Below are 17,068 nucleotides of genomic sequence, written 5' to 3'. Positions count from 1 at the left end.
GCCAGGAAAGCCCCGCGCGGTAGATCAGGGCTTCAGAGTCAGTGTGTCGCTCTTCAACAAGTGAAGTACTTCCTCAGCGGTGTTACCGATCACCTTGGCTTTGACGCCACGGCGCCCGACGGTTCCCATGACCACAAGCTGGGTTTTCAGACGGCTGGCTTCGGACACAATCGTCTCTGCCACTGGGCCGCGCTTGAGTTTGAACGCCGAACGCGCGACACCGGTGGCTTCGACCAGGGCGTCGATAATCGGTTGAGCCTCTTTTTTGCGCTCATCGGCATAGGTTTTCGGATCGACGAGATCCAAATCCGCGAGAAGTGTCGGGACTTCCAGCACACCCAGTACTTTGAGCTCGGCATCAAAAATTTCTGCGAAATGCCTCGCCTCCAAAATAACGTCAATATTCAATTGCTGTTTGACTTTCTTTTTCGCGTTCAGGTCCACGGTGGCCAGTATGGTGCTCGCTTTCTTCCAGCGCTTTTTGCCAACAAGGAGCACGGGTGCGGGGCACTCGCGCAACAGATGCCAGTCGGTGGGTGTGTGACCAATCGATTCGGTCTGATGCCGGGTTTTTACAACAGCGGCATAGCCGTTTTCAGCACGTTTGCAGATCCAGTCATGGATCTCTTTGGCCCACACCACGGTCACCTTGACCGATTCGCCCTGCGCATATTTCTCGACCCGGGCCTCTACAGCGGCTCGCCGCTCTGCAATAATCTTTTTCTTGGCTTCGGCACTGGTAGCCTCGTTGAGGGCTAGTTTGCTCAAGTCGACCCAGGCAAAGGCGACCACTTCAGGCTGAAGATCCATTTCCCGCGCCAGACTCAAGCCTCGCGGGGTTGCGGAGCACTTGTCCTCGATATCAGCAACAATCAGTACCTTATTCATGAAACCTCCCTAACTAGTGACTACTCCAGTATAGAACCGAGCCGGTCATTACGCATCTTTAATCGTGCCAACGCGTTAGCCGCATCGGGTGAAAACTGTGTTGTGTCCCGCCACCTTAGAAAATATGGATGCACTTCCCTGCTGGCGGCAAAATCGGCGCTAAATGACTGACTTTGTCCCTTGAAAATAATTCCGGGCATGGCCCTTGACCCGATAAGAATTCCGGTGCGCCATGCTCGATGCACAGTGTTAAGCGTTTTATCACGGCATAAAAAAGGCGGCCCCTGGCCGCCTTTCGGGTTCTCGCTGATGGTTCACCTAGAGCTTGGAGAACTCCCGGTTGAGGTCGTAGTGGCGCGAAGTCACGTAACGCTCCATCGCCTCCACTCGGCTCAGGGCCTTGTTCAGTCGCTCCTGAGCCTTGCGGATTCGTGTGCTCGGCGCATCCGAATACCGAAACACCGTCTTCGGGCGGTACTGGTGCAGATCTTCGTCGTATTCCATGGCCACGTCATCCTCGGCGTCCGCCTCAAAGCGGCCCGGGCGCGGCGCCAGTAACAACCAGCCCACGATGTAGCCCCAGAAAGCCAGCGAGCCGGTAAAGATCAGTAGCGCCACCACACCCAAACGCACCATCCACGCCGGTACATCCCAGTGGTCGGCAAAGCCCGCGCACACACCGCCGAGCCAGGCATCGCTGCGGTTGCGGTATAAGCCAATCCCCCAACCCCGTTTCTTGCGTGAACCTATCCCCTCGCGGCGATCGGCCCGTCGGTAACCACGCTCATCCCTGCGCATCATTCGCTCCTTTGTCCGTCTGTCTTGCGCCAATTCGGATGGTCCACATCCAGTATCGACTCCAGCGATACGATTCGGTCGCTCAGCTTGTCCACCGTCGCCAGCATCTCATCAAGCTCCTGACGATCATCCTCGCTCAGGCTCTGGCTCGAGCGCTTGCGGCTCTGGTAGTGCATCACAATCCAGATCGGCGCCACGATCAGCATGAACAGTATGGTCGGTACAAATAACGCTTCCGTAATGCTCATCGTTGACTCCCTGGTCCTGCGTCGGTGATATCGAGTGTAAACAGCCTTCCCTGGCCTTTCATCCTCTCAGTCCTTTGCACCGCCTGATGACTTCCCTTTGCTGGTGGCTTTGTCGTCCTTCGACGCCATCGACGCCTTGAGACGATCGAGTTCCTCGGTCAGCCACTCGTCCTGCGCCAGCGACTCGATCTCCGCCGCCAGATCCGGCGTCACATCGCGACCGAGATCCATCGCCTCCAGCTGCCCTTCGAGGTTATCCACCCGTCGCTCGAACTTGTCGAACTTGGTGAAGGCCTCATCGAGCTCGGTGCGATGCACCTGACGCTTGACCTGCATCCGTGACTGGACCGTCTTCGAGCGCATCAGAATGGTCTTCTGCTTCGCCTTGGCGTCATTGAGCTTCGCCTGCAGCTGGCTCACTTCCTCGTTGAGCTGGGCAATGTGCTCGTCGGTCGCCGACAGTTCCTCCTGAACCGCCGCCACTTCCTCCTCGATCGCCCGCTTCTCCTGAAGCGCTGCCCGGGCCAGGTCTTCGCGGCCCTTGCTGATCGCCAGTTTCGCTTTTGCTTCCCACTGCGCGGCTTCCGCCTCGGTCGCCTCCAGCCGTCGGGCCGCGGTCTTCCTGTCCGCCAACACCCGTGCCGAGGAGCTCCGTACTTCCACCAGCGTGTCTTCCATCTCCTGAATAATCAGGCGAATCATCTTCTCCGGATCTTCGGCGCTGTCCAACAGCGCGTTCAGGTTGGAGTTAACAATGTCTGACATACGTGAAAATATACCCATGATGCTTCTCCTTTCGATGGACCTAGGCGTCGGACTGGTCCGTCGCGTTCATCAGGCCACTAGCGACATACGCCAGCTCGATACCGACCGCCAACACGCCAAAGGTCACCGCCGCGGCACTCAGCCCGGCCAGCGCACCCAGGGTGCTGCAGATGAAAACTACCGCGGTGTAGATCGAGAATCGTTCGTCCAGTGTATCCATGCGGTATTACTCCTTGATAATGAGTGGGGCTTCCCTGCCCCTCTGGCGATTCCGGCCAACCCGGCGCCTTCAACCGGTATTTAGCGAATGCCGTGCCAGATTAATAAATCATTGCGAAAACAGATACTTAAGGCTTTTTTTTAGCTGAGACGGACCTTGTCGGCGACGTATTAAAGGCGTTTATCGCATTTTTAGTGGTGTTTTATACCCAGTAGGGCTAATTTAGCCTTTATGAATGCACCCCAGACGATTATCGGGCAAAGCCCGGCGCTCTCGGCGGCCCTGGACCACCTGTCGGCACTGGCCACCATTGACCGACCGGTACTGGTGATTGGGGAACGCGGCACCGGAAAAGAACTCGGCGCCGAACGGCTTCACTTTCTTTCGAGTCGCTGGTCTGAGCAGTTTATTAAGGTCAACTGTGGCGCCATCACCGAGTCACTTCTGGAAAGCGAACTATTCGGGCATGAAGCCGGGGCCTTTACAGGGGCGACCAAGCGGCACATTGGCCGCTTTGAACGCGCCGATGGGGGCAGTCTGTTTCTCGATGAGTTGGGTACGATGTCCCTGCGTCTACAGGAGAAGCTACTAAGGCTTATCGAGTACGGTGAGTTCGAGCGCGTAGGTGGGTCGAGCACCTTAAAAGTCGACGTGCGGATTATCGCCGCCACAAATGCTGATCTACGGGGTATGGCAAACAATGGGCAGTTTCGCTGGGATTTACTGGATCGCCTGACCTTCGATGTGGTGCGCTTGCCCCCTTTGCGCGAGCGACCCGGCGATATCGAAGAGCTCGCACAACATTTTGCCGTGCGCATGTCTTCGGACCTGGGCTGGTCCTTGTTCCCGGGCTTCACCGATGAAGCGATGGAGACGCTGAAGGGCTGCCGCTGGCCGGGCAATGTGCGCGAGCTTAAAAATGCGGTCGAGCGTTCGCTTTTTCGCTGGGGCCGCGATGATGCTGCCGTGGATGAAGTTGTGGTTGATCCCTTTGCAAACTTCGCCGGCCCATTCGGTGGCGATTCAACGGCAGAAGATTTGGCAGACGTTTCAGATTCGCCGGAACGGCTGAGCACAGGCCTACCGCCTCGCCGGGATTGGCCCATCGATTTTCAGCAGTGTGTAACGGAGTATGCCAAGGCTATCTTGCTCGAGGCGCTGGAGGAGGCAAGCCAACAGCAAAAGGTTGCCGCTGAATTACTCGGGTTGAGCTATGATCAGTTACGGGGCTTGATGCGCAAACACGATTTGAGAACGCGCCCACCCCGGCGGGTAAGCAACCCTCGAAAATAGATCCTCTACCGAAGCATTAATGCCTACGTATTTTCGAGTATACTTATTAGGTAACCTGTTACGCATTTTATTCTATTGAAATAAGGCCTGATTCATGACGCTATTCCTCGACGATCCTACCCTGCTACAAACCCGGGCGCTCATCAACGGATCCTGGGTGGATGGTGATGATGGACATACCCTCGATGTAACCAACCCGGCAACGGGCGCCCTGGTCGCGTCCATCGCCAAGGTGGGACAACCGGAAACTCGGCGAGCCATCGCCGCCGCCGATTCAGCGATGGCGGATTGGTCGGCGACGCCGGCAAAGGCCCGTGCACAGGCGCTGAGGCGCTGGTTCGATCTCATCATGGATAATCAAGAAGACCTTGCAAAAATCCTCACCGCGGAGCAGGGAAAAACACTCGCGGAAGCCCGGGGCGAAATTGCCTACGGCGCCTCCTATATCGAGTGGTTTGGAGAGCAGGCAAAGCGAATCGACGGTGACGTGATACCCGCCCCTTCCGGTGACAAACGCGTGATCTGTATTAAACAACCGGTGGGTGTCGTCGCCGTGATAACACCGTGGAACTTCCCTAACGCCATGATCGCGCGCAAAGTTGGTCCAGCGCTTGCAGCGGGCTGCTCGGTGGTCATCAAGCCCGCAAGTGAGACTCCCCTGTCCGCCCTTGCGATGGCTGAACTCGCGGGCCGTGCCGGCATACCCGACGGGGTCGTCAATGTGGTCTGCGGCAGCTCTCGGGATATTGGCCCTGAACTTACCGGCAATCCGATTGTGCGCAAACTGACATTTACAGGGTCTACACCGGTGGGCAAGCAGTTGGAAACCGAGTGCGCGGCAACGCTGAAAAAGACGTCGATGGAACTGGGCGGTAACGCACCCTTCATCGTTTTTGAAGATGCCGATATCGACGCTGCTGTCGAAGGTGCCCTGGTTTCAAAGTACCGCAACAGTGGCCAAACCTGCGTCTGTACCAATCGAATGCTGGTGCACGAAGACATTTACGACGCCTTTGTGGAAAAGTTGGTGGCTGAGACCGCCAAATTCCGTCTCGGCAATGGAATGGATGAATCTACGCAGCTTGGACCACTCGTCAATGTCAAAGCGGTCAATGATGTGGATGACCTCGTCCAGCGCTCGATTCAGGCGGGCGCTAAATTAGCGTTGGGTGGAGAGCGCAGTGCGCTGGGTGAGTGCTTTTATACCCCTACCGTATTGACCGAGGTTACTGCGGACATGCCGGTCTTCCGCAATGAAATTTTTGGGCCCGTAGCGCCGGTTATTCGTTTCCGTAGCGAAGAGGAAGCAGTGGCCATCGCCAACGATACCGAATTCGGATTGGCCTCTTATTTTTACACTCGGGATATCGGTCGGGTATGGCGCGTCAGTGAAGCACTCGAATACGGCATGGTTGGGGTAAACGAGGGCATCATCTCCAACGAAATGGCCCCCTTTGGCGGTGTCAAAGAGTCCGGTAGTGGACGCGAAGGGTCGAAATATGGCATCGACGACTACGTTGAAATCAAATACATCCTTATGGGCGGACTTGGTCGATAAGGTATCGCGTCTGAATTTGCCAATCAGCCCTGTCCCGCCGCTTCAAGGACTTGTCGATATACCGCCAGATTTCCCCGTGCCATGACGTCAACGGAGAATTCATCCTGCATGCGACGTTTGCCTGCCTCACCCATACGGCGCGCGGTATCAGGGTTGCTGAGTAAGCTGTTCATGGCATCAGCAATCGCCGTAGTATCCCCCGGGGGGCACAGATAACCGGTTTCTCCGTCGACGACGACTTCGGGAATGCCCCCTGCCCGAGTAGCGACAATTGGCAGGCCCGCCGATGACGCCTGCAACAGGGCAACCCCTAACCCCTCGGCATCCGCAGGGTGCACGACAGCAAAAAGATTGGGCAGAATACGCTTGATATCCTGACGAAAACCAATGACATGTACCTTCCCGAGGAAGGGCTTTTTTGTTGCGATCTCGACCAGTTCTCCATAGAGCGGCCCCTGCCCCAACACGAGGATGTGCAGCTCCGGCCAGCGCTCGAGTAACGAAGGCAGTGCTTTAAGTAAATGACGATGTCCTTTTCGCTCGATCAACTGTGCGGCGATTGCAAAAACCCGTGCGTCTTCGGGCAGGTTGAATTCGGTCAAAAACCAGCCGCGTTCCGGTGCAAGGTTCCAGGCATCGCTATCTATGGCACTACGTACACAGGTAATCTGCTTGCCGGATAGACCGCCGTCGAGCAACACTCGCCGTATCTCTTCAGAGATCGTAATCACATGATCGTAAAGCCGGTATTTGATAGGTATCACCCACCGAGACTCGGGGTTGTCAACCCGGCGCGACAGCACGCAGGGGGTTCCCTCAAGCGCTGCTGCAATGCCGCCGAGAACATCGGCGCCGCGTCGACTGTGTAAGTGCACCAGGTCGGGTTTCGTCGTTTTTATCACGCGTCTCAATCGGCCAACAAAACCGATATCAAGATCTCCCGCGAGAGCAACCTCTACGGTGATCGCCGGTGGGGTAATCGCATCGGCGATGGCACTCCCCGGTGGACAAACCAGGGTGTTGCTGATGCCCTCGCGCTGCAGCCGGTTGATCAGATAGCTAACCTGTAATGCGCCGCCATAGAGAAAGCGGCCCGTCTCCACGTGAAGTATGTGCATCTTATAGCGGCATGACAATAAACATCATTGCGCCCGACTCCGTTCCTTGCCACAGCGTGCACAGCGATATCGCGAAATAAGCTCTCCTCGGTGTACGGCAAATGGATCGCTGTTAACGATCTTCCATTTGTGATGCCCGTTTCGACAGAGCGTCAAGTCGACAGGCTTTTTGACGTGTTTCTTAAACGGAATAACATCAGCCATCGGCACCCTCCCCGGTTCGCGCACGCGCAATGGCCCGCTGCCACGAAGCAAGACGCTCCCTGCGTCCGGCTGCCGATAAGCCCACTTTAAATTCCCGATCGATCTGCCAGCTGCGAGTAATATCAGCAGTCGAATTCCAGACGCCGACACCAAGCCCCGCGAGGAAACAGGCACCCGCTACTGTGGTTTCCACGACCTTTGGCCTGATAATTTTACGTCCCATGTAATCGGCCTGTAATTGCATCAAGAGTTGGTTTGCTGAGGCACCACCGTCGACGCGGATAGGCTTGAGTCGCTTCCCCAGATCTCGCTCCATAGCGATGAGTATGTCAGCATTTTGCAATGCCATCGCATCGAGGGTTGCCCGTGCAATATGCCCCCGATTACTACCGCGGGTAAGACCACACAGCAAACCCCGTGCGTCTGGATCCCAATGCGGCGCACCGAGCCCGGTCAGCGCGGGCACAAATTCGACGCCATTACTGTCGGATACTGTGCCGGCCAGCACCTCGATGTCCGCAGCATTGCGGATAATTTGCAGCTCATCACGGAGCCACTGTACCGCCGCACCGCAGACGAAAGCTCCGCCCTCGAGGGCATAATAAAGCGGCCCCCCCGTCTTGAGTTGCCAGGCCACCGTAGTCAGTAAACCGGCCTTGGACTGGATGCGCTGTTTGCCCGTATTGGTCAGGATGAAAGAGCCGGTACCAAAGGTACATTTCGCCTCACCGGTGTGGAAGCACGCCTGGCCAAACAGTGCCGACTGCTGGTCACCAGCCATCCCTGCTATCGGGATACCGTCAGGTAGTCCGGGCACTGAACGGGTATGGCCGAGAACCCCACTGGATGGCGCTATCTCGGGCAATATCGACAGTGGCACCCCGAACAGTGCGCCCAGGTCCTCGTCCCAGTCACCGCGATCGATGTCCATCAGCGACGTGCGTGACGCATTGGAGACGTCGGTGACATGCTGTTCTCCGGCCGTTAGCTGCCACACCAAAAAGCTGTCAATGGTTCCGGCTGCAACGCGACCCTTGCGAACCTTCGACTTTATGCCAGGAGTATTATCCAGCAACCAGCGATACTTGCTGGCTGAGAAGTAGGGATCGAGGACCAGCCCTGTTTTCTGGCGGACCAAGCCCTCAGCGCCGGAACGCTTGAGATTGTCGCAGAATTCGGTGGTTCTTCGGCATTGCCAGACGATGGCGTTGTTGAGAGAACTCCCAGAGTCGGTATCCCATAACAGCGCGGTCTCGCGTTGATTGGTAATACCGATGGCGATCACATCGGCTGGCTTGGCGCTGCCTCGTTTGAAGATGCCGCGAATCCCCTTGAGCACGGACATCCAGATGTCCTCGGGATTGTGTTCGACCCACCCGGGCTTCGGATACCGTTGCGGGAATTCGCGGTTAACACTGGCTAGTAGGTTTCCCCCCGTATCCATCATGGCGACGGTGGTTCCGGTTGTGCCCTGATCAATGGCGAGTATGACTTTCGGCATGCTTATCTATCCTGCTCTCCGATTGCCTGGCTTCAATCGCAAGGGGAAAGGCGCCCGAATCGGACGCCGGAAAGTAAGTGCTACCTAGGCAGACTCGTAACCTGAAACTGCCTTTATTTCCAGATAATCGGTAAAGCCGTGGGAACCCCACTCTCGCCCGTTACCCGACTGCTTATAACCGCCGAACGGGATGTTGTAATCGGCCTCAACACCATTAATGGAGACATTGCCTACACGCAGCTTGCGTGCGAGCTCACGCCCCCGTTCAATGTTGCCTGTTTGGATATAGCCCGCGAGCCCATAAACCGTATCGTTGGCTATTTCGAGCGCCTCCTCCTCGGAATCGTAGGGGATAATCACCAGCACAGGACCGAAAATCTCCTCCCGGGCAACCGTCATATCGTTGGACACCTCGGAAAAAATCGTCGGCCGAACGTAGTAGCCCCGGTCGACGCCGTCGGGCAGCCCTGGGCCGCCACACAACAGTTTGGCACCTTCCTCAATACCCGCCTTGATCAGCCCCTGAATCTTGTTCCATTGAACATCAGAAACCACGGGGCCCATATTGGTGGTTTTTTCCGCAGTATCGCCGGGGCGTGCTTTGGCGGCCGCGGCTACGGCCAGTTCTTCAATTTCGGGGAGCTGCTTACGCGGCACCAGCAGTCGCGATGGCGCGTTACAGGATTGACCGGTATTGCTGAACATTTCACGCACACTGTATTTGACCGCCTTCGTAAGATCAGCATCGTCGAGAATGATGTTGGGAGATTTTCCGCCCAGCTCCTGCGTCACCCTTTTTACCGTCGGTGCTGCATTTTGTGCGACAAGGGACCCTGCCCGTGTCGAGCCCGTGAATGACATCATGTCGATATCCGGATGCTTCGACAAGGCTGTGCCCACGGTGGGGCCGTCGCCATTAACGAGATTGAACACGCCTGCGGGGACACCTGCTTCATGCAAGATTTCAGCGTAGAGATAAGCCGAGAGCGGTGCAATTTCCGACGGCTTAAGCACCATGGTGCATCCTGTTGCCAGAGCCGGCGCGACCTTGCAGCTCACCTGATTGAGCGGCCAGTTCCACGGGGTGATCAGACCGCAGACGCCGATTGGCTCTTTGAAGATACGATGATCACCGAGGTCCTCCTCCCACTCAAAGGTCTTCAGCACTTCGGCGGCTTCCTGAAGATGCCCAAGTCCGGAATAGGCCTGCGCCGACGACGCCCATGAAATGGGTGCACCCATCTCCAGACGAATCGCCTCGGCGATCTCGGGTATACGCCGCTTGTAAATCTCAATGATTCGCTCGAAAAGCGCAATTCGATCGGCGATGGTGCTTTGGCTATAGGTCTTGAAGGCCGCTTTGGCGGCGGCTACCGCGGCATCAACGTCTGCCTCACCACCCAACGAAATATGGGCGCATACCGTTTCAGTAGCGGGATCAATGACGTCAAAATCATTCACCGTCTGTGGGTCGACCCATTCACCGTTAATATAAAACTGTTTGTAGTCTCGCATGTAGCCCTCGTTGTCTGCTGTGCTGATTCAAAGATTGAAAGTCGGTCGTCAACAGCCGAAGCTGGTATCGGTTACGACATAAAACTACCGAGCCGTCATGGTACCCGAGCCGCTCAATATTCGCAGGGGGTGCATGTCAGAACCAGTCTGGGTCCATTTCAAGCGGTGTCGCATCGAGCGAACATAGTAGGTCCGACCACACTGCGGTCTGGGGAAGCTCCCAGCGACCAAAGTAATTCATCGCCTGTAGCTTACCCCTGTAGAACGCCTCCTCGGTCTGATCGAGGTCGGCACCCTGCAGGGCTTCCACCGCTGCCCTCCCCTGACGCAGCCACATCCACCCGACGACCACATGACCAAACAGCTGCAGATAAACCGGTGCATTCGCCAGTGCGAGATCGGTATTCTCTTCGTTGAGCGCAGAAACAAGCGCTTCAGTCGCCCGCTTCAGGTGCCCGAGCGCTGAACCCAGCGCCATATCCATTTCCAGTAAAGACTCCCACTTGGACGCCTTTATTTGCTCGCGTTCCATGGCGCCGACACAAGTGATATAGCCGCGCATCTTTTTCTCGGTGAGTTTGCGCCCGAGCAGATCGAGGGCTTGTATCCCGGTAGTACCCTCGTGAATCGGATTGAGGCGGTTGTCCCGATACATCATCTCTACCGGATGCTCATCGGTATAACCTGCTCCGCCCAAGACCTGAATAGCGAGGTCGTTAGCCCTCGGTCCAAATTCCGACGGGAATGTTTTGACGATCGGCGTGAGGAAGTCGAGCAGGTCATGGGCCCATTCCCGCTGTTCGCTATCGGGGTGAGTTCGCGCGTCATCGACCAGCTGCGAGGCAAATAGACACAGCGAAAAGGCGCCCTCGGCGTAGGCCTTTTGCGCCAATAACATTCGCCGCACATCGGCGTGGTCGATCAGGGCCACGGGCGCTGAAAGGGGATTTTTATTTGAGGGCAGTCGTCCCTGGGTCCGCTCTCGGGCGTACCACAGCGCGTACTGAAAACCGGTGAGGGCAAGAGTAGCTGCCATCATGCCCACCATGACCCGGGCTTCGTTCATCATATGGAACATATAGCCCAGGCCCGCATTGGGCTGCCCTACGAGAAACGCAACAGCGCCCTCACGTTCCCCGAAATTCAGAGCTGTTGAGGTGTGACCGCGGCCCCCCATTTTGTGAAACAAGCCGGTTAGATGGACGTCGTTCCGGCGACTGACCTGCCCCGATTCGTCGAGTAAAAATTTAGGACAAATAAACAGCGAGATCCCAGGGACACCAGGCGGCGCGCCCTCGATGCGCGCCAACACCGCGTGAACGATATTCGACGACAGCTCTTGATCACCGCCAGAAATCCAGATTTTGCTGCCGTAGAGGCGGTAGCTGCCATCAGACTGGAGAACCGCTTTGGTGGTGATGTCGGACAGGCTGGAGCCGGCGTGTGGTTCACTCAGCGCCATGGTGCCCGCAAACTCCCCGGATCGGAGCCGGGGCACCCAGGTGGCGATCTGCTCCTCGTCACCATGGGCTTCCAGTAAACTGGCATTGGCGGCCGTCAGGGCATGATAGCCGTTGGTGGTGCTGCCGGCTGCCGTCAAATAGGCCGTCGCGCTGGCGCTGACCACCGGGGGCAGTTGCATACCGCCCATGCTGTAATCCTGATCGGCGGCAATCAATCCCGCCTCGGCAACTGCCTCATACGCCGCTTTAATATCGGGGATCAGCCTGACCCGCTCACCGTCAAATTCCGGTGGGTTTCGGTCGACCTTCTTCCTGATCGGCAGAAAGTGATCGACCGCGATCTTCTCGGCTAGATCAAGCGCCGCATCAAACGACTCTCGGTTGTGATCGCTATACCGCGCTCTGGAAGTGAGATCCTCGGCCTGAAAGACCTCGTAAAGGTAGAATTCAATATCACGACGAGAAAGCAACGGCGCAGTCATAACAGCTTCCAGAGGATCAGGGGTTGCTCTTTACGCTACCCAAAGGCTGCGTGGTAAAGCGCGCTCACCCATTCAGGGTCTGCACCGGATTATAGGCCAAGCGTGCTACGCGAGTGCATCCAGCGTCTCGCCCAGTGCTGAGACCAGCGATTCCATTTGCGGGCGCTCCATCACAAAGGCCGGTGCAAGCTGAATTGTATCGCCGCCATAGCGCACCAGGAATCCGCGCTCCCAGAGTCCCATCGCAATTTCAAAAGGTCGCCGCAGTGGCTCTCCCGGGTAAGGGGCTATGGTTAGCGCACCTGCAAATCCGTAGTTACGTATATCACTGACATGGGGTTTGTCCCGCAGTGTATGCAGCAACTCGCCCCAGTAAGAGGCTTCCGCAGCGACGCGATCCACCAGCTTCTCCTCAACCAGAACATCAAGCGCGGCAATGCCGGCAGCGCAGGCGACGGGGTGCGCAGAATAGGTATACCCATGGGGGAATTCGAGGGCATATTCCGGGCCCCCGTGCTCCATGAAAGTGTGGTAGATGTCTTCATGCGCAATAACCGCGCCCATGGGGATTACCCCGTTGGTTAGCTGTTTGGCCGTATTGATAATATCCGGGACTACACCGAAGGCGTCGCTGCCCGTCATGGCGCCGCAGCGACCAAAACCCGTGATGACTTCGTCAAAAATCAGCAAAATATCATTGGCGACACAGATTTCTTTAAGTCGCTGCAGGTAACCCACAGGCGGTGGAATTACCCCCGCCGAACCCGCCATAGGTTCTACGATGACCGCCGCAATGGTAGAGGCGTCGTGCAGCGCGATCAGCTCCGACAGATCATCGGCGAGGTGGGCACCGGTTTCCGGCATACCATGAACAAATTTGTTTTCGGGCAGCATGGTATGCGGCAGGTGATCGGCCTCAACGCCCTGACCGAAATGACGGCGGTTTGCAGCGATACCTCCAACGGAGATGCCCCCGAAATTAACGCCATGATAGCCCTTGGATCGACCAATAAAGCGGGTCTTGGCGGGTTGCCCTTTCAGGCGCCAGTAGGCCCTGGCCATTTTCAGTGAGGTGTCTGCCGATTCTGAACCCGAGTTGGTGTAAAACACGTAGTTCAGCGGGTCGGGCATAAGCTCCTTTAACTTCTCCGCGAGCTCGAAAGCGCCCGTGTGGCCGAATTGGAAGGGGGGTGCATAGTCCAGTTGAGCGAGCTGACGGGTGATGGCATCTGCGATTTCCGGCCGGCCATGACCCAACCCGGTGGTCCACAACCCCGAATGGCCATCCAGGATTTTTCGACCGCGATCATCGGTGTACCAGACCCCGTCGGCGGAATGAATCATCCGCGGATCTTTTTTAAACTGGCGGTTACCGGTATAAGGCATCCAGTGGTATTCGAGATTGGCCTGGCTCATGTCGATTCGGGCTCCCTGTTGACGTTGAACAGAAACAAGGGGCATCTTAGTGGTAACCTGAGCGCAGTGTAAGCCTCCCGATACCCCCCGCCGGGGTTAATCTGAAGAGGCGTTTCACCAGTAAATAAACAAACCACAGTCATTATTCGGACAATTTGGAGAAGCTTATGTCACCACGACGTTTTTTGACCGCCAGCGCCCTATCGCTCGCCGTTGTATTGCCTACGGCCGCGCACATCGACGGAGACGAGCCGCTGCAGTCGCTGCGACAGTCCTACTTTGCCCTCGTTGGGATGAATTTTGGCCCGATGGCCGACATGGTGAAAGGCAAGATCGAATGGGACCAGGCCACCTTCGAGGGCTGGGCTACTGACCTGGCAGCCATCGCCGGTACCAACGTTGAGCGCGGGTTCGCCCCGGGCAGCAGCGAGGGTAAAACCCGCGCCAAACCGGAAATCTGGGAGAACATGGATGATTTCAAGGAAAAACTCGCCGAACTGCGCGAGCAGACCGCACTACTTGCTGAAGCCGCCGGTACCGGTGATCGCGAAGCGATCGGTGCACAGCTAGGGGCTACAGGCAAAGCCTGCAAAAGCTGTCACGACGACTACAAGTCAAAGGACTATCTCTACTGACTAGTTACTGACAGCTTAAGGAGTAGGCTCTAAGTTATTGAATAAAAAGTTAATAAAAGGACGGCGCCTCCGGGGCCATCTCGACAATAGCGTATAACATCAGGCCGACGACCGCCCCCGCCACGACCGCTCGCCACAGCGGTTTTGGCGGGTGGTCGCTGGTTTTATCCGGCGCCTTTCCCCACCACATGGCCTGAATCAAGGGCTGTTTACGCCAACGCTGGTAGTACAGAACCGCTCCCACGTGCAAGACGACCATGGCCTGCAATAGAAGCCAATTCACTTCGTGCCACTGCCCGGCCGAGTCGCTGAAATCCCCGGCCCAATAGGCCAGTGGACCTTCGAACAAAATATCGTCTGACGACATCATTCCAGATCCCGCCTGTAGCAGGATCAGGCCCAGTAGCGCGAGCGTCGCATACCCCCCCGAGGGGCTATGGCCCGTGCTCTGCCATGGGCTTCTGAAATAGGCAAAGAAGGTACGAGGACCTACCACAAACGTGGAAAAGCGCGCGTGGTAGCTGCCGATTACCCCCCATAAAACTCGGGTTATGGCGAGTATCAGGATGCCGTAACCGAATCGGGAGTGCCAATCCATCCAGCCCTGCTCCGCGGTAATCCAACTACCGATTACAGCCAGCGCCAGCGACCAGTGGATAACCCTGACCGCCAGATCCCAAACGGGGTAGCCAGCACCCTGCTCATGCTCGGTAAGGGCGCTGTCGTCCAGCGGTTGATCGCGGTCGATCATGGCCTTTCTCCTCCACTCAGGTGTTGGCGCATCACCATTATTCGGTTTGGCAGTGCCGCTATGGTATTCTCTCGGCCCGCTGCCTCAGGCAGCACGCAGTACTCGGCTCTCGCCCGACGTTTTAACCATCTCAATGTGGAAAGTCCAGTGAACAGCGACCTCATTCGCGAGCGATTCGGCAGTTATTTCGTCGACGTGATGCGCCAGTCAGAGCAAACCCGACTTGCCAATCTTTACAGCATGGAGAATGGTGAGAAGATCTGCAGGACGCTCGCGTTAACGCAGTTTTTTCTACCGACCTGCCCCGAACTTGCTGAACCTGACCAGCAGATTCGTCGAGGCGCGAGCATCGGCGCAACATTGCGAGGTGCCGGTTATGCCGTGGAAAAAATAGAAAGTGCCATCATCGTTGCAAAAGCAGGACGCAAGATGGCAGACCTAACGGGGGGCCAGGTGGCGACAGGTAGCCGTATCGAAATTCGGGTTTATGCGCTCAATGCAGTGTCGGCCGGTTCAACCTACCCCTACGCGATGATCGCCGAGGCTTACCACCCCGCGCACATACCGCCGGCCAGTGCCGCCATCAATGTGGACATGGCACTCGAAAAGCTATCCAGTCTTGAGCGCCAGGCCCTGAACGCGATTGTTACCGAACTTTAGCGGGCCTGGTTGGCAAGACTTAGTTCAAAACCCAGTGCCAGCGCTTTGGCTTCTGCCTCGCCGCGCTGTTCTTCACTGCGTGTCACCACCCATAGATTGGTGCATCGGGTTCCGGTGCGGCAGTAAGCCAGTGTTTTTTCCTGGTTATCAAATTCAGCGGCCATATCAGCGGGTGCAGCACCCGGGAATGTCGTTGCGTTGACCGGATATCGAACAAAACGTAAACCCGCGGCAGTGGCGGCAGCCTCCATATCAGCCATTGTTGGCTGGCCGTCAGTCTCGCCGTCGGGACGGTTGCATATGACTGTCTGATAACCGTCTGCAGCAAGGGTGGCCATATCAGCAGGAGTCGGCTGTGCGGAAACCGCGAGATGGTCGGTCAGATTGATTATCTTCATAAACTACTCTTTAGCATTCGTTGAATTTTCGGCGCGTTGGTGAACCGAACCGCGTTAGATTAATCCCAATCCAGCCAGCGCGTCGAGTATCTCCGCCCTCGGGTGTTCAGGGACGCGTATTTCGGAGCCGGTGATCTCCCGACCGAGCCCGAGATAATTTTGAGAGACGTCCATCATCAGTTCGAGTGGCAAGGTGGTTGTTGCTGCAAACGCCAGGCGCTCTGCCATCCGCTGCTTGTCGAGCAGCACAGCCGGGTCTGGAGCCAGGTCAAGCAGTGCCTGGCGGAAAGCTTCTTTACTGCGCTCTACCACCTGCCCCTGCCGGTAGGCGTCACCCTCCCATATTCGTGATGAATCCGGTGTGCCCACCTCATCCATGTAAATCATTTCCAACGTACCTGATTCGCTGTGGACGTATCCAAATTCGAATTTAGTGTCCACAAAAATACGACCCTGCCCGGGCGAGATCGCTGCTGATAAGGTCAAAGCCGGCGCATAACAACTGCTCGTAGCGATCGATGTCGCTGAGGCTCTGAAATCGAAAGCGCGCCAATGGGCGCGCAGTATCGATCTCGATACATTGACGTCGTCGGCTTCAGGCACGCCGGGTATGCCCCGAATAATACCCTTGGTTGATGGAGTGACCACAAGCTCCTCCAGTCGCTCATGGGCGCGGAGACCCGGGGGCAATGTATAGCCGCAAAAATCCCGTGCTCCGGCATGGTAGGCACGCCACATGGACCCGGTAATGTAGCGCCGAGCAATCGCTTCGATCTGAATCGGTTGTGCGCGCTGCACCACCCAAACCAGAGGGTGGGGTACTTCGAGAATGTGACTGCGCGCGAGGCCCTCTGTCCTGAAGCGGTCGAACCAGTGTGCGGAAATGGCATTTAAAGCGGCGCCCTTACCGGGCACTCCGCGTAAATCACCCTCTCCATGCCACAAACACTCAAAAGCAGAGATACGATCTGAAATAATCAGGATGCCCAACTGTGAATCGGCGCTTGCCGGGTAACCACGGGCCTCCACGAGGCGTCGTGAGTCATTGCTTGTCAGCCAATAAGCGGAGCGCACCTTCCCGGAATGCACGGGCGAGGACGTCGCGATGGGAAAATCATCACTGATTTCAAGAATCGTTGGGATATTCGCCATCGG

General features: G+C 56.8%; 17 protein-coding genes. 4 read left to right on the top strand and 13 right to left on the bottom strand.

Annotated features, from left to right (window positions below; translation table 11 throughout):
- Window positions 1-24: 24 nt before the first annotated feature.
- The 5 genes from NOR51B_RS12100 to NOR51B_RS12080 all read right to left on the bottom strand — a co-directional run bounded on the left by NOR51B_RS12100 (window position 25) and on the right by NOR51B_RS12080 (window position 2,919).
- Window positions 25-888: a universal stress protein gene (locus tag NOR51B_RS12100; RefSeq protein WP_009019716.1), complete on the bottom strand. Its 864-nt coding sequence runs from the start codon at window positions 886-888 to the stop codon at window positions 25-27.
- Window positions 889-1,206: 318 nt separating this feature from the next.
- On the bottom strand, window positions 1,207-1,686 hold the full coding sequence (locus NOR51B_RS12095; RefSeq protein ID WP_154647740.1) for a PspC domain-containing protein: 480 nt from the start codon (window positions 1,684-1,686) through the stop codon (window positions 1,207-1,209).
- Window positions 1,686-1,934, bottom strand: coding sequence for an envelope stress response membrane protein PspB (pspB, locus tag NOR51B_RS12090; protein ID WP_009018959.1), 249 nt, complete (start codon window positions 1,932-1,934; stop codon window positions 1,686-1,688). Before pspB ends, NOR51B_RS12095 begins: the two co-directional genes overlap by 1 nt.
- Window positions 1,935-2,000: 66 nt before the next feature.
- Entirely contained in the window at window positions 2,001-2,717 is a 717-nt protein-coding gene (gene pspA / locus NOR51B_RS12085) for a phage shock protein PspA (RefSeq protein WP_009019999.1), read from the bottom strand.
- 22 nt (window positions 2,718-2,739) lie between these two features.
- On the bottom strand, window positions 2,740-2,919 hold the full coding sequence (locus NOR51B_RS12080) for a hypothetical protein (protein ID WP_009021474.1): 180 nt from the start codon (window positions 2,917-2,919) through the stop codon (window positions 2,740-2,742).
- 231 nt (window positions 2,920-3,150) lie between these two features.
- Here NOR51B_RS12080 and pspF point away from each other — a divergent pair, with 231 nt between their 5' ends.
- Both pspF and NOR51B_RS12070 read left to right on the top strand, forming a co-directional pair.
- The gene (gene pspF, locus NOR51B_RS12075) at window positions 3,151-4,212 is read left to right on the top strand and encodes a phage shock protein operon transcriptional activator (protein WP_009018992.1); all 1,062 of its coding nucleotides are present in this window, start codon (window positions 3,151-3,153) and stop codon (window positions 4,210-4,212) included.
- 94 nt (window positions 4,213-4,306) lie between these two features.
- Window positions 4,307-5,770 carry an NAD-dependent succinate-semialdehyde dehydrogenase gene (locus NOR51B_RS12070; RefSeq protein ID WP_009019437.1) on the top strand — a complete coding sequence of 488 codons (1,464 nt, stop codon included), beginning with the start codon at window positions 4,307-4,309 and terminating at the stop codon, window positions 5,768-5,770.
- Window positions 5,771-5,793: 23 nt separating this feature from the next.
- Here the strand turns inward: NOR51B_RS12070 and NOR51B_RS12065 are convergent, their stop codons facing one another.
- The 5 genes from NOR51B_RS12065 to NOR51B_RS12045 form a co-directional block, all read right to left on the bottom strand.
- Window positions 5,794-6,888 (bottom strand): glycosyltransferase family 4 protein, encoded by a 1,095-nt coding sequence (locus NOR51B_RS12065; RefSeq protein ID WP_040482092.1) that lies wholly within the window; start codon window positions 6,886-6,888, stop codon window positions 5,794-5,796.
- Between the two features lie 196 nt (window positions 6,889-7,084).
- Entirely contained in the window at window positions 7,085-8,593 is a 1,509-nt protein-coding gene (glpK, locus tag NOR51B_RS12060; protein WP_009019926.1) for a glycerol kinase GlpK, read from the bottom strand.
- Between the two features lie 84 nt (window positions 8,594-8,677).
- Window positions 8,678-10,108, bottom strand: a complete 1,431-nt coding sequence (locus NOR51B_RS12055; RefSeq protein WP_009021334.1) for an aldehyde dehydrogenase family protein — start codon at window positions 10,106-10,108, stop codon at window positions 8,678-8,680.
- Window positions 10,109-10,244: 136 nt separating this feature from the next.
- The gene (locus NOR51B_RS12050; protein WP_009021500.1) at window positions 10,245-12,053 is read right to left on the bottom strand and encodes an acyl-CoA dehydrogenase; all 1,809 of its coding nucleotides are present in this window, start codon (window positions 12,051-12,053) and stop codon (window positions 10,245-10,247) included.
- A 105-nt stretch (window positions 12,054-12,158) separates the two neighbouring features.
- Window positions 12,159-13,469 carry an aspartate aminotransferase family protein gene (locus NOR51B_RS12045; RefSeq protein WP_009019052.1) on the bottom strand — a complete coding sequence of 437 codons (1,311 nt, stop codon included), beginning with the start codon at window positions 13,467-13,469 and terminating at the stop codon, window positions 12,159-12,161.
- Between the two features lie 167 nt (window positions 13,470-13,636).
- Between NOR51B_RS12045 and NOR51B_RS12040 the strand changes: the two genes are divergently transcribed.
- The gene (locus tag NOR51B_RS12040) at window positions 13,637-14,104 is read left to right on the top strand and encodes a c-type cytochrome (protein WP_009021053.1); all 468 of its coding nucleotides are present in this window, start codon (window positions 13,637-13,639) and stop codon (window positions 14,102-14,104) included.
- Window positions 14,105-14,153: 49 nt separating this feature from the next.
- Here the strand turns inward: NOR51B_RS12040 and NOR51B_RS12035 are convergent, their stop codons facing one another.
- The gene (locus NOR51B_RS12035) at window positions 14,154-14,855 is read right to left on the bottom strand and encodes a cytochrome b/b6 domain-containing protein (protein ID WP_009019039.1); all 702 of its coding nucleotides are present in this window, start codon (window positions 14,853-14,855) and stop codon (window positions 14,154-14,156) included.
- 147 nt (window positions 14,856-15,002) lie between these two features.
- Here NOR51B_RS12035 and NOR51B_RS12030 point away from each other — a divergent pair, with 147 nt between their 5' ends.
- Window positions 15,003-15,515, top strand: coding sequence for a hypothetical protein (locus NOR51B_RS12030; RefSeq protein ID WP_009019354.1), 513 nt, complete (start codon window positions 15,003-15,005; stop codon window positions 15,513-15,515).
- On the opposite strand, the gene NOR51B_RS12025 is transcribed toward NOR51B_RS12030, so the two are convergent.
- Window positions 15,512-15,913: a TIGR01244 family sulfur transferase gene (locus NOR51B_RS12025; RefSeq protein ID WP_009021433.1), complete on the bottom strand. Its 402-nt coding sequence runs from the start codon at window positions 15,911-15,913 to the stop codon at window positions 15,512-15,514. The genes NOR51B_RS12030 and NOR51B_RS12025 overlap by 4 nt on opposite strands.
- 54 nt (window positions 15,914-15,967) lie before the next feature.
- Complete coding sequence (gene purC / locus NOR51B_RS12020) at window positions 15,968-17,065, bottom strand: phosphoribosylaminoimidazolesuccinocarboxamide synthase (protein ID WP_009019918.1); 1,098 nt, start codon at window positions 17,063-17,065, stop codon at window positions 15,968-15,970.
- Between the last annotated feature and the right edge of the window lie 3 nt (window positions 17,066-17,068).

The sequence above is a fragment of the Luminiphilus syltensis NOR5-1B genome (assembly GCF_000158175.1).
Lineage (GTDB): Bacteria > Pseudomonadota > Gammaproteobacteria > Pseudomonadales > Halieaceae > Luminiphilus > Luminiphilus syltensis.
The sequence above is the reverse complement of the archived record's forward strand: the minus strand, read 5'-3'. Positions and strand labels throughout refer to the sequence as shown.

What these genes read in the sequence shown, in the direction of transcription:
- NOR51B_RS12100 (WP_009019716.1), bottom strand. Translation starts at nt 888, where the DNA reads ATGAATAAGGTACTGATTGTTGCTGATATCGAGGACAAGTGCTCCGCA.
- NOR51B_RS12095 (WP_154647740.1), bottom strand. Translation starts at nt 1,686, where the DNA reads ATGCGCAGGGATGAGCGTGGTTACCGACGGGCCGATCGCCGCGAGGGG.
- pspB (WP_009018959.1), bottom strand. Translation starts at nt 1,934, where the DNA reads ATGAGCATTACGGAAGCGTTATTTGTACCGACCATACTGTTCATGCTG.
- pspA (WP_009019999.1), bottom strand. Translation starts at nt 2,717, where the DNA reads ATGGGTATATTTTCACGTATGTCAGACATTGTTAACTCCAACCTGAAC.
- NOR51B_RS12080 (WP_009021474.1), bottom strand. Translation starts at nt 2,919, where the DNA reads ATGGATACACTGGACGAACGATTCTCGATCTACACCGCGGTAGTTTTC.
- pspF (WP_009018992.1), top strand. Translation starts at nt 3,151, where the DNA reads ATGAATGCACCCCAGACGATTATCGGGCAAAGCCCGGCGCTCTCGGCG.
- NOR51B_RS12070 (WP_009019437.1), top strand. Translation starts at nt 4,307, where the DNA reads ATGACGCTATTCCTCGACGATCCTACCCTGCTACAAACCCGGGCGCTC.
- NOR51B_RS12065 (WP_040482092.1), bottom strand. Translation starts at nt 6,888, where the DNA reads ATGCACATACTTCACGTGGAGACGGGCCGCTTTCTCTATGGCGGCGCA.
- glpK (WP_009019926.1), bottom strand. Translation starts at nt 8,593, where the DNA reads ATGCCGAAAGTCATACTCGCCATTGATCAGGGCACAACCGGAACCACC.
- NOR51B_RS12055 (WP_009021334.1), bottom strand. Translation starts at nt 10,108, where the DNA reads ATGCGAGACTACAAACAGTTTTATATTAACGGTGAATGGGTCGACCCA.
- NOR51B_RS12050 (WP_009021500.1), bottom strand. Translation starts at nt 12,053, where the DNA reads ATGACTGCGCCGTTGCTTTCTCGTCGTGATATTGAATTCTACCTTTAC.
- NOR51B_RS12045 (WP_009019052.1), bottom strand. Translation starts at nt 13,469, where the DNA reads ATGAGCCAGGCCAATCTCGAATACCACTGGATGCCTTATACCGGTAAC.
- NOR51B_RS12040 (WP_009021053.1), top strand. Translation starts at nt 13,637, where the DNA reads ATGTCACCACGACGTTTTTTGACCGCCAGCGCCCTATCGCTCGCCGTT.
- NOR51B_RS12035 (WP_009019039.1), bottom strand. Translation starts at nt 14,855, where the DNA reads ATGATCGACCGCGATCAACCGCTGGACGACAGCGCCCTTACCGAGCAT.
- NOR51B_RS12025 (WP_009021433.1), bottom strand. Translation starts at nt 15,913, where the DNA reads ATGAAGATAATCAATCTGACCGACCATCTCGCGGTTTCCGCACAGCCG.
- purC (WP_009019918.1), bottom strand. Translation starts at nt 17,065, where the DNA reads ATGGCGAATATCCCAACGATTCTTGAAATCAGTGATGATTTTCCCATC.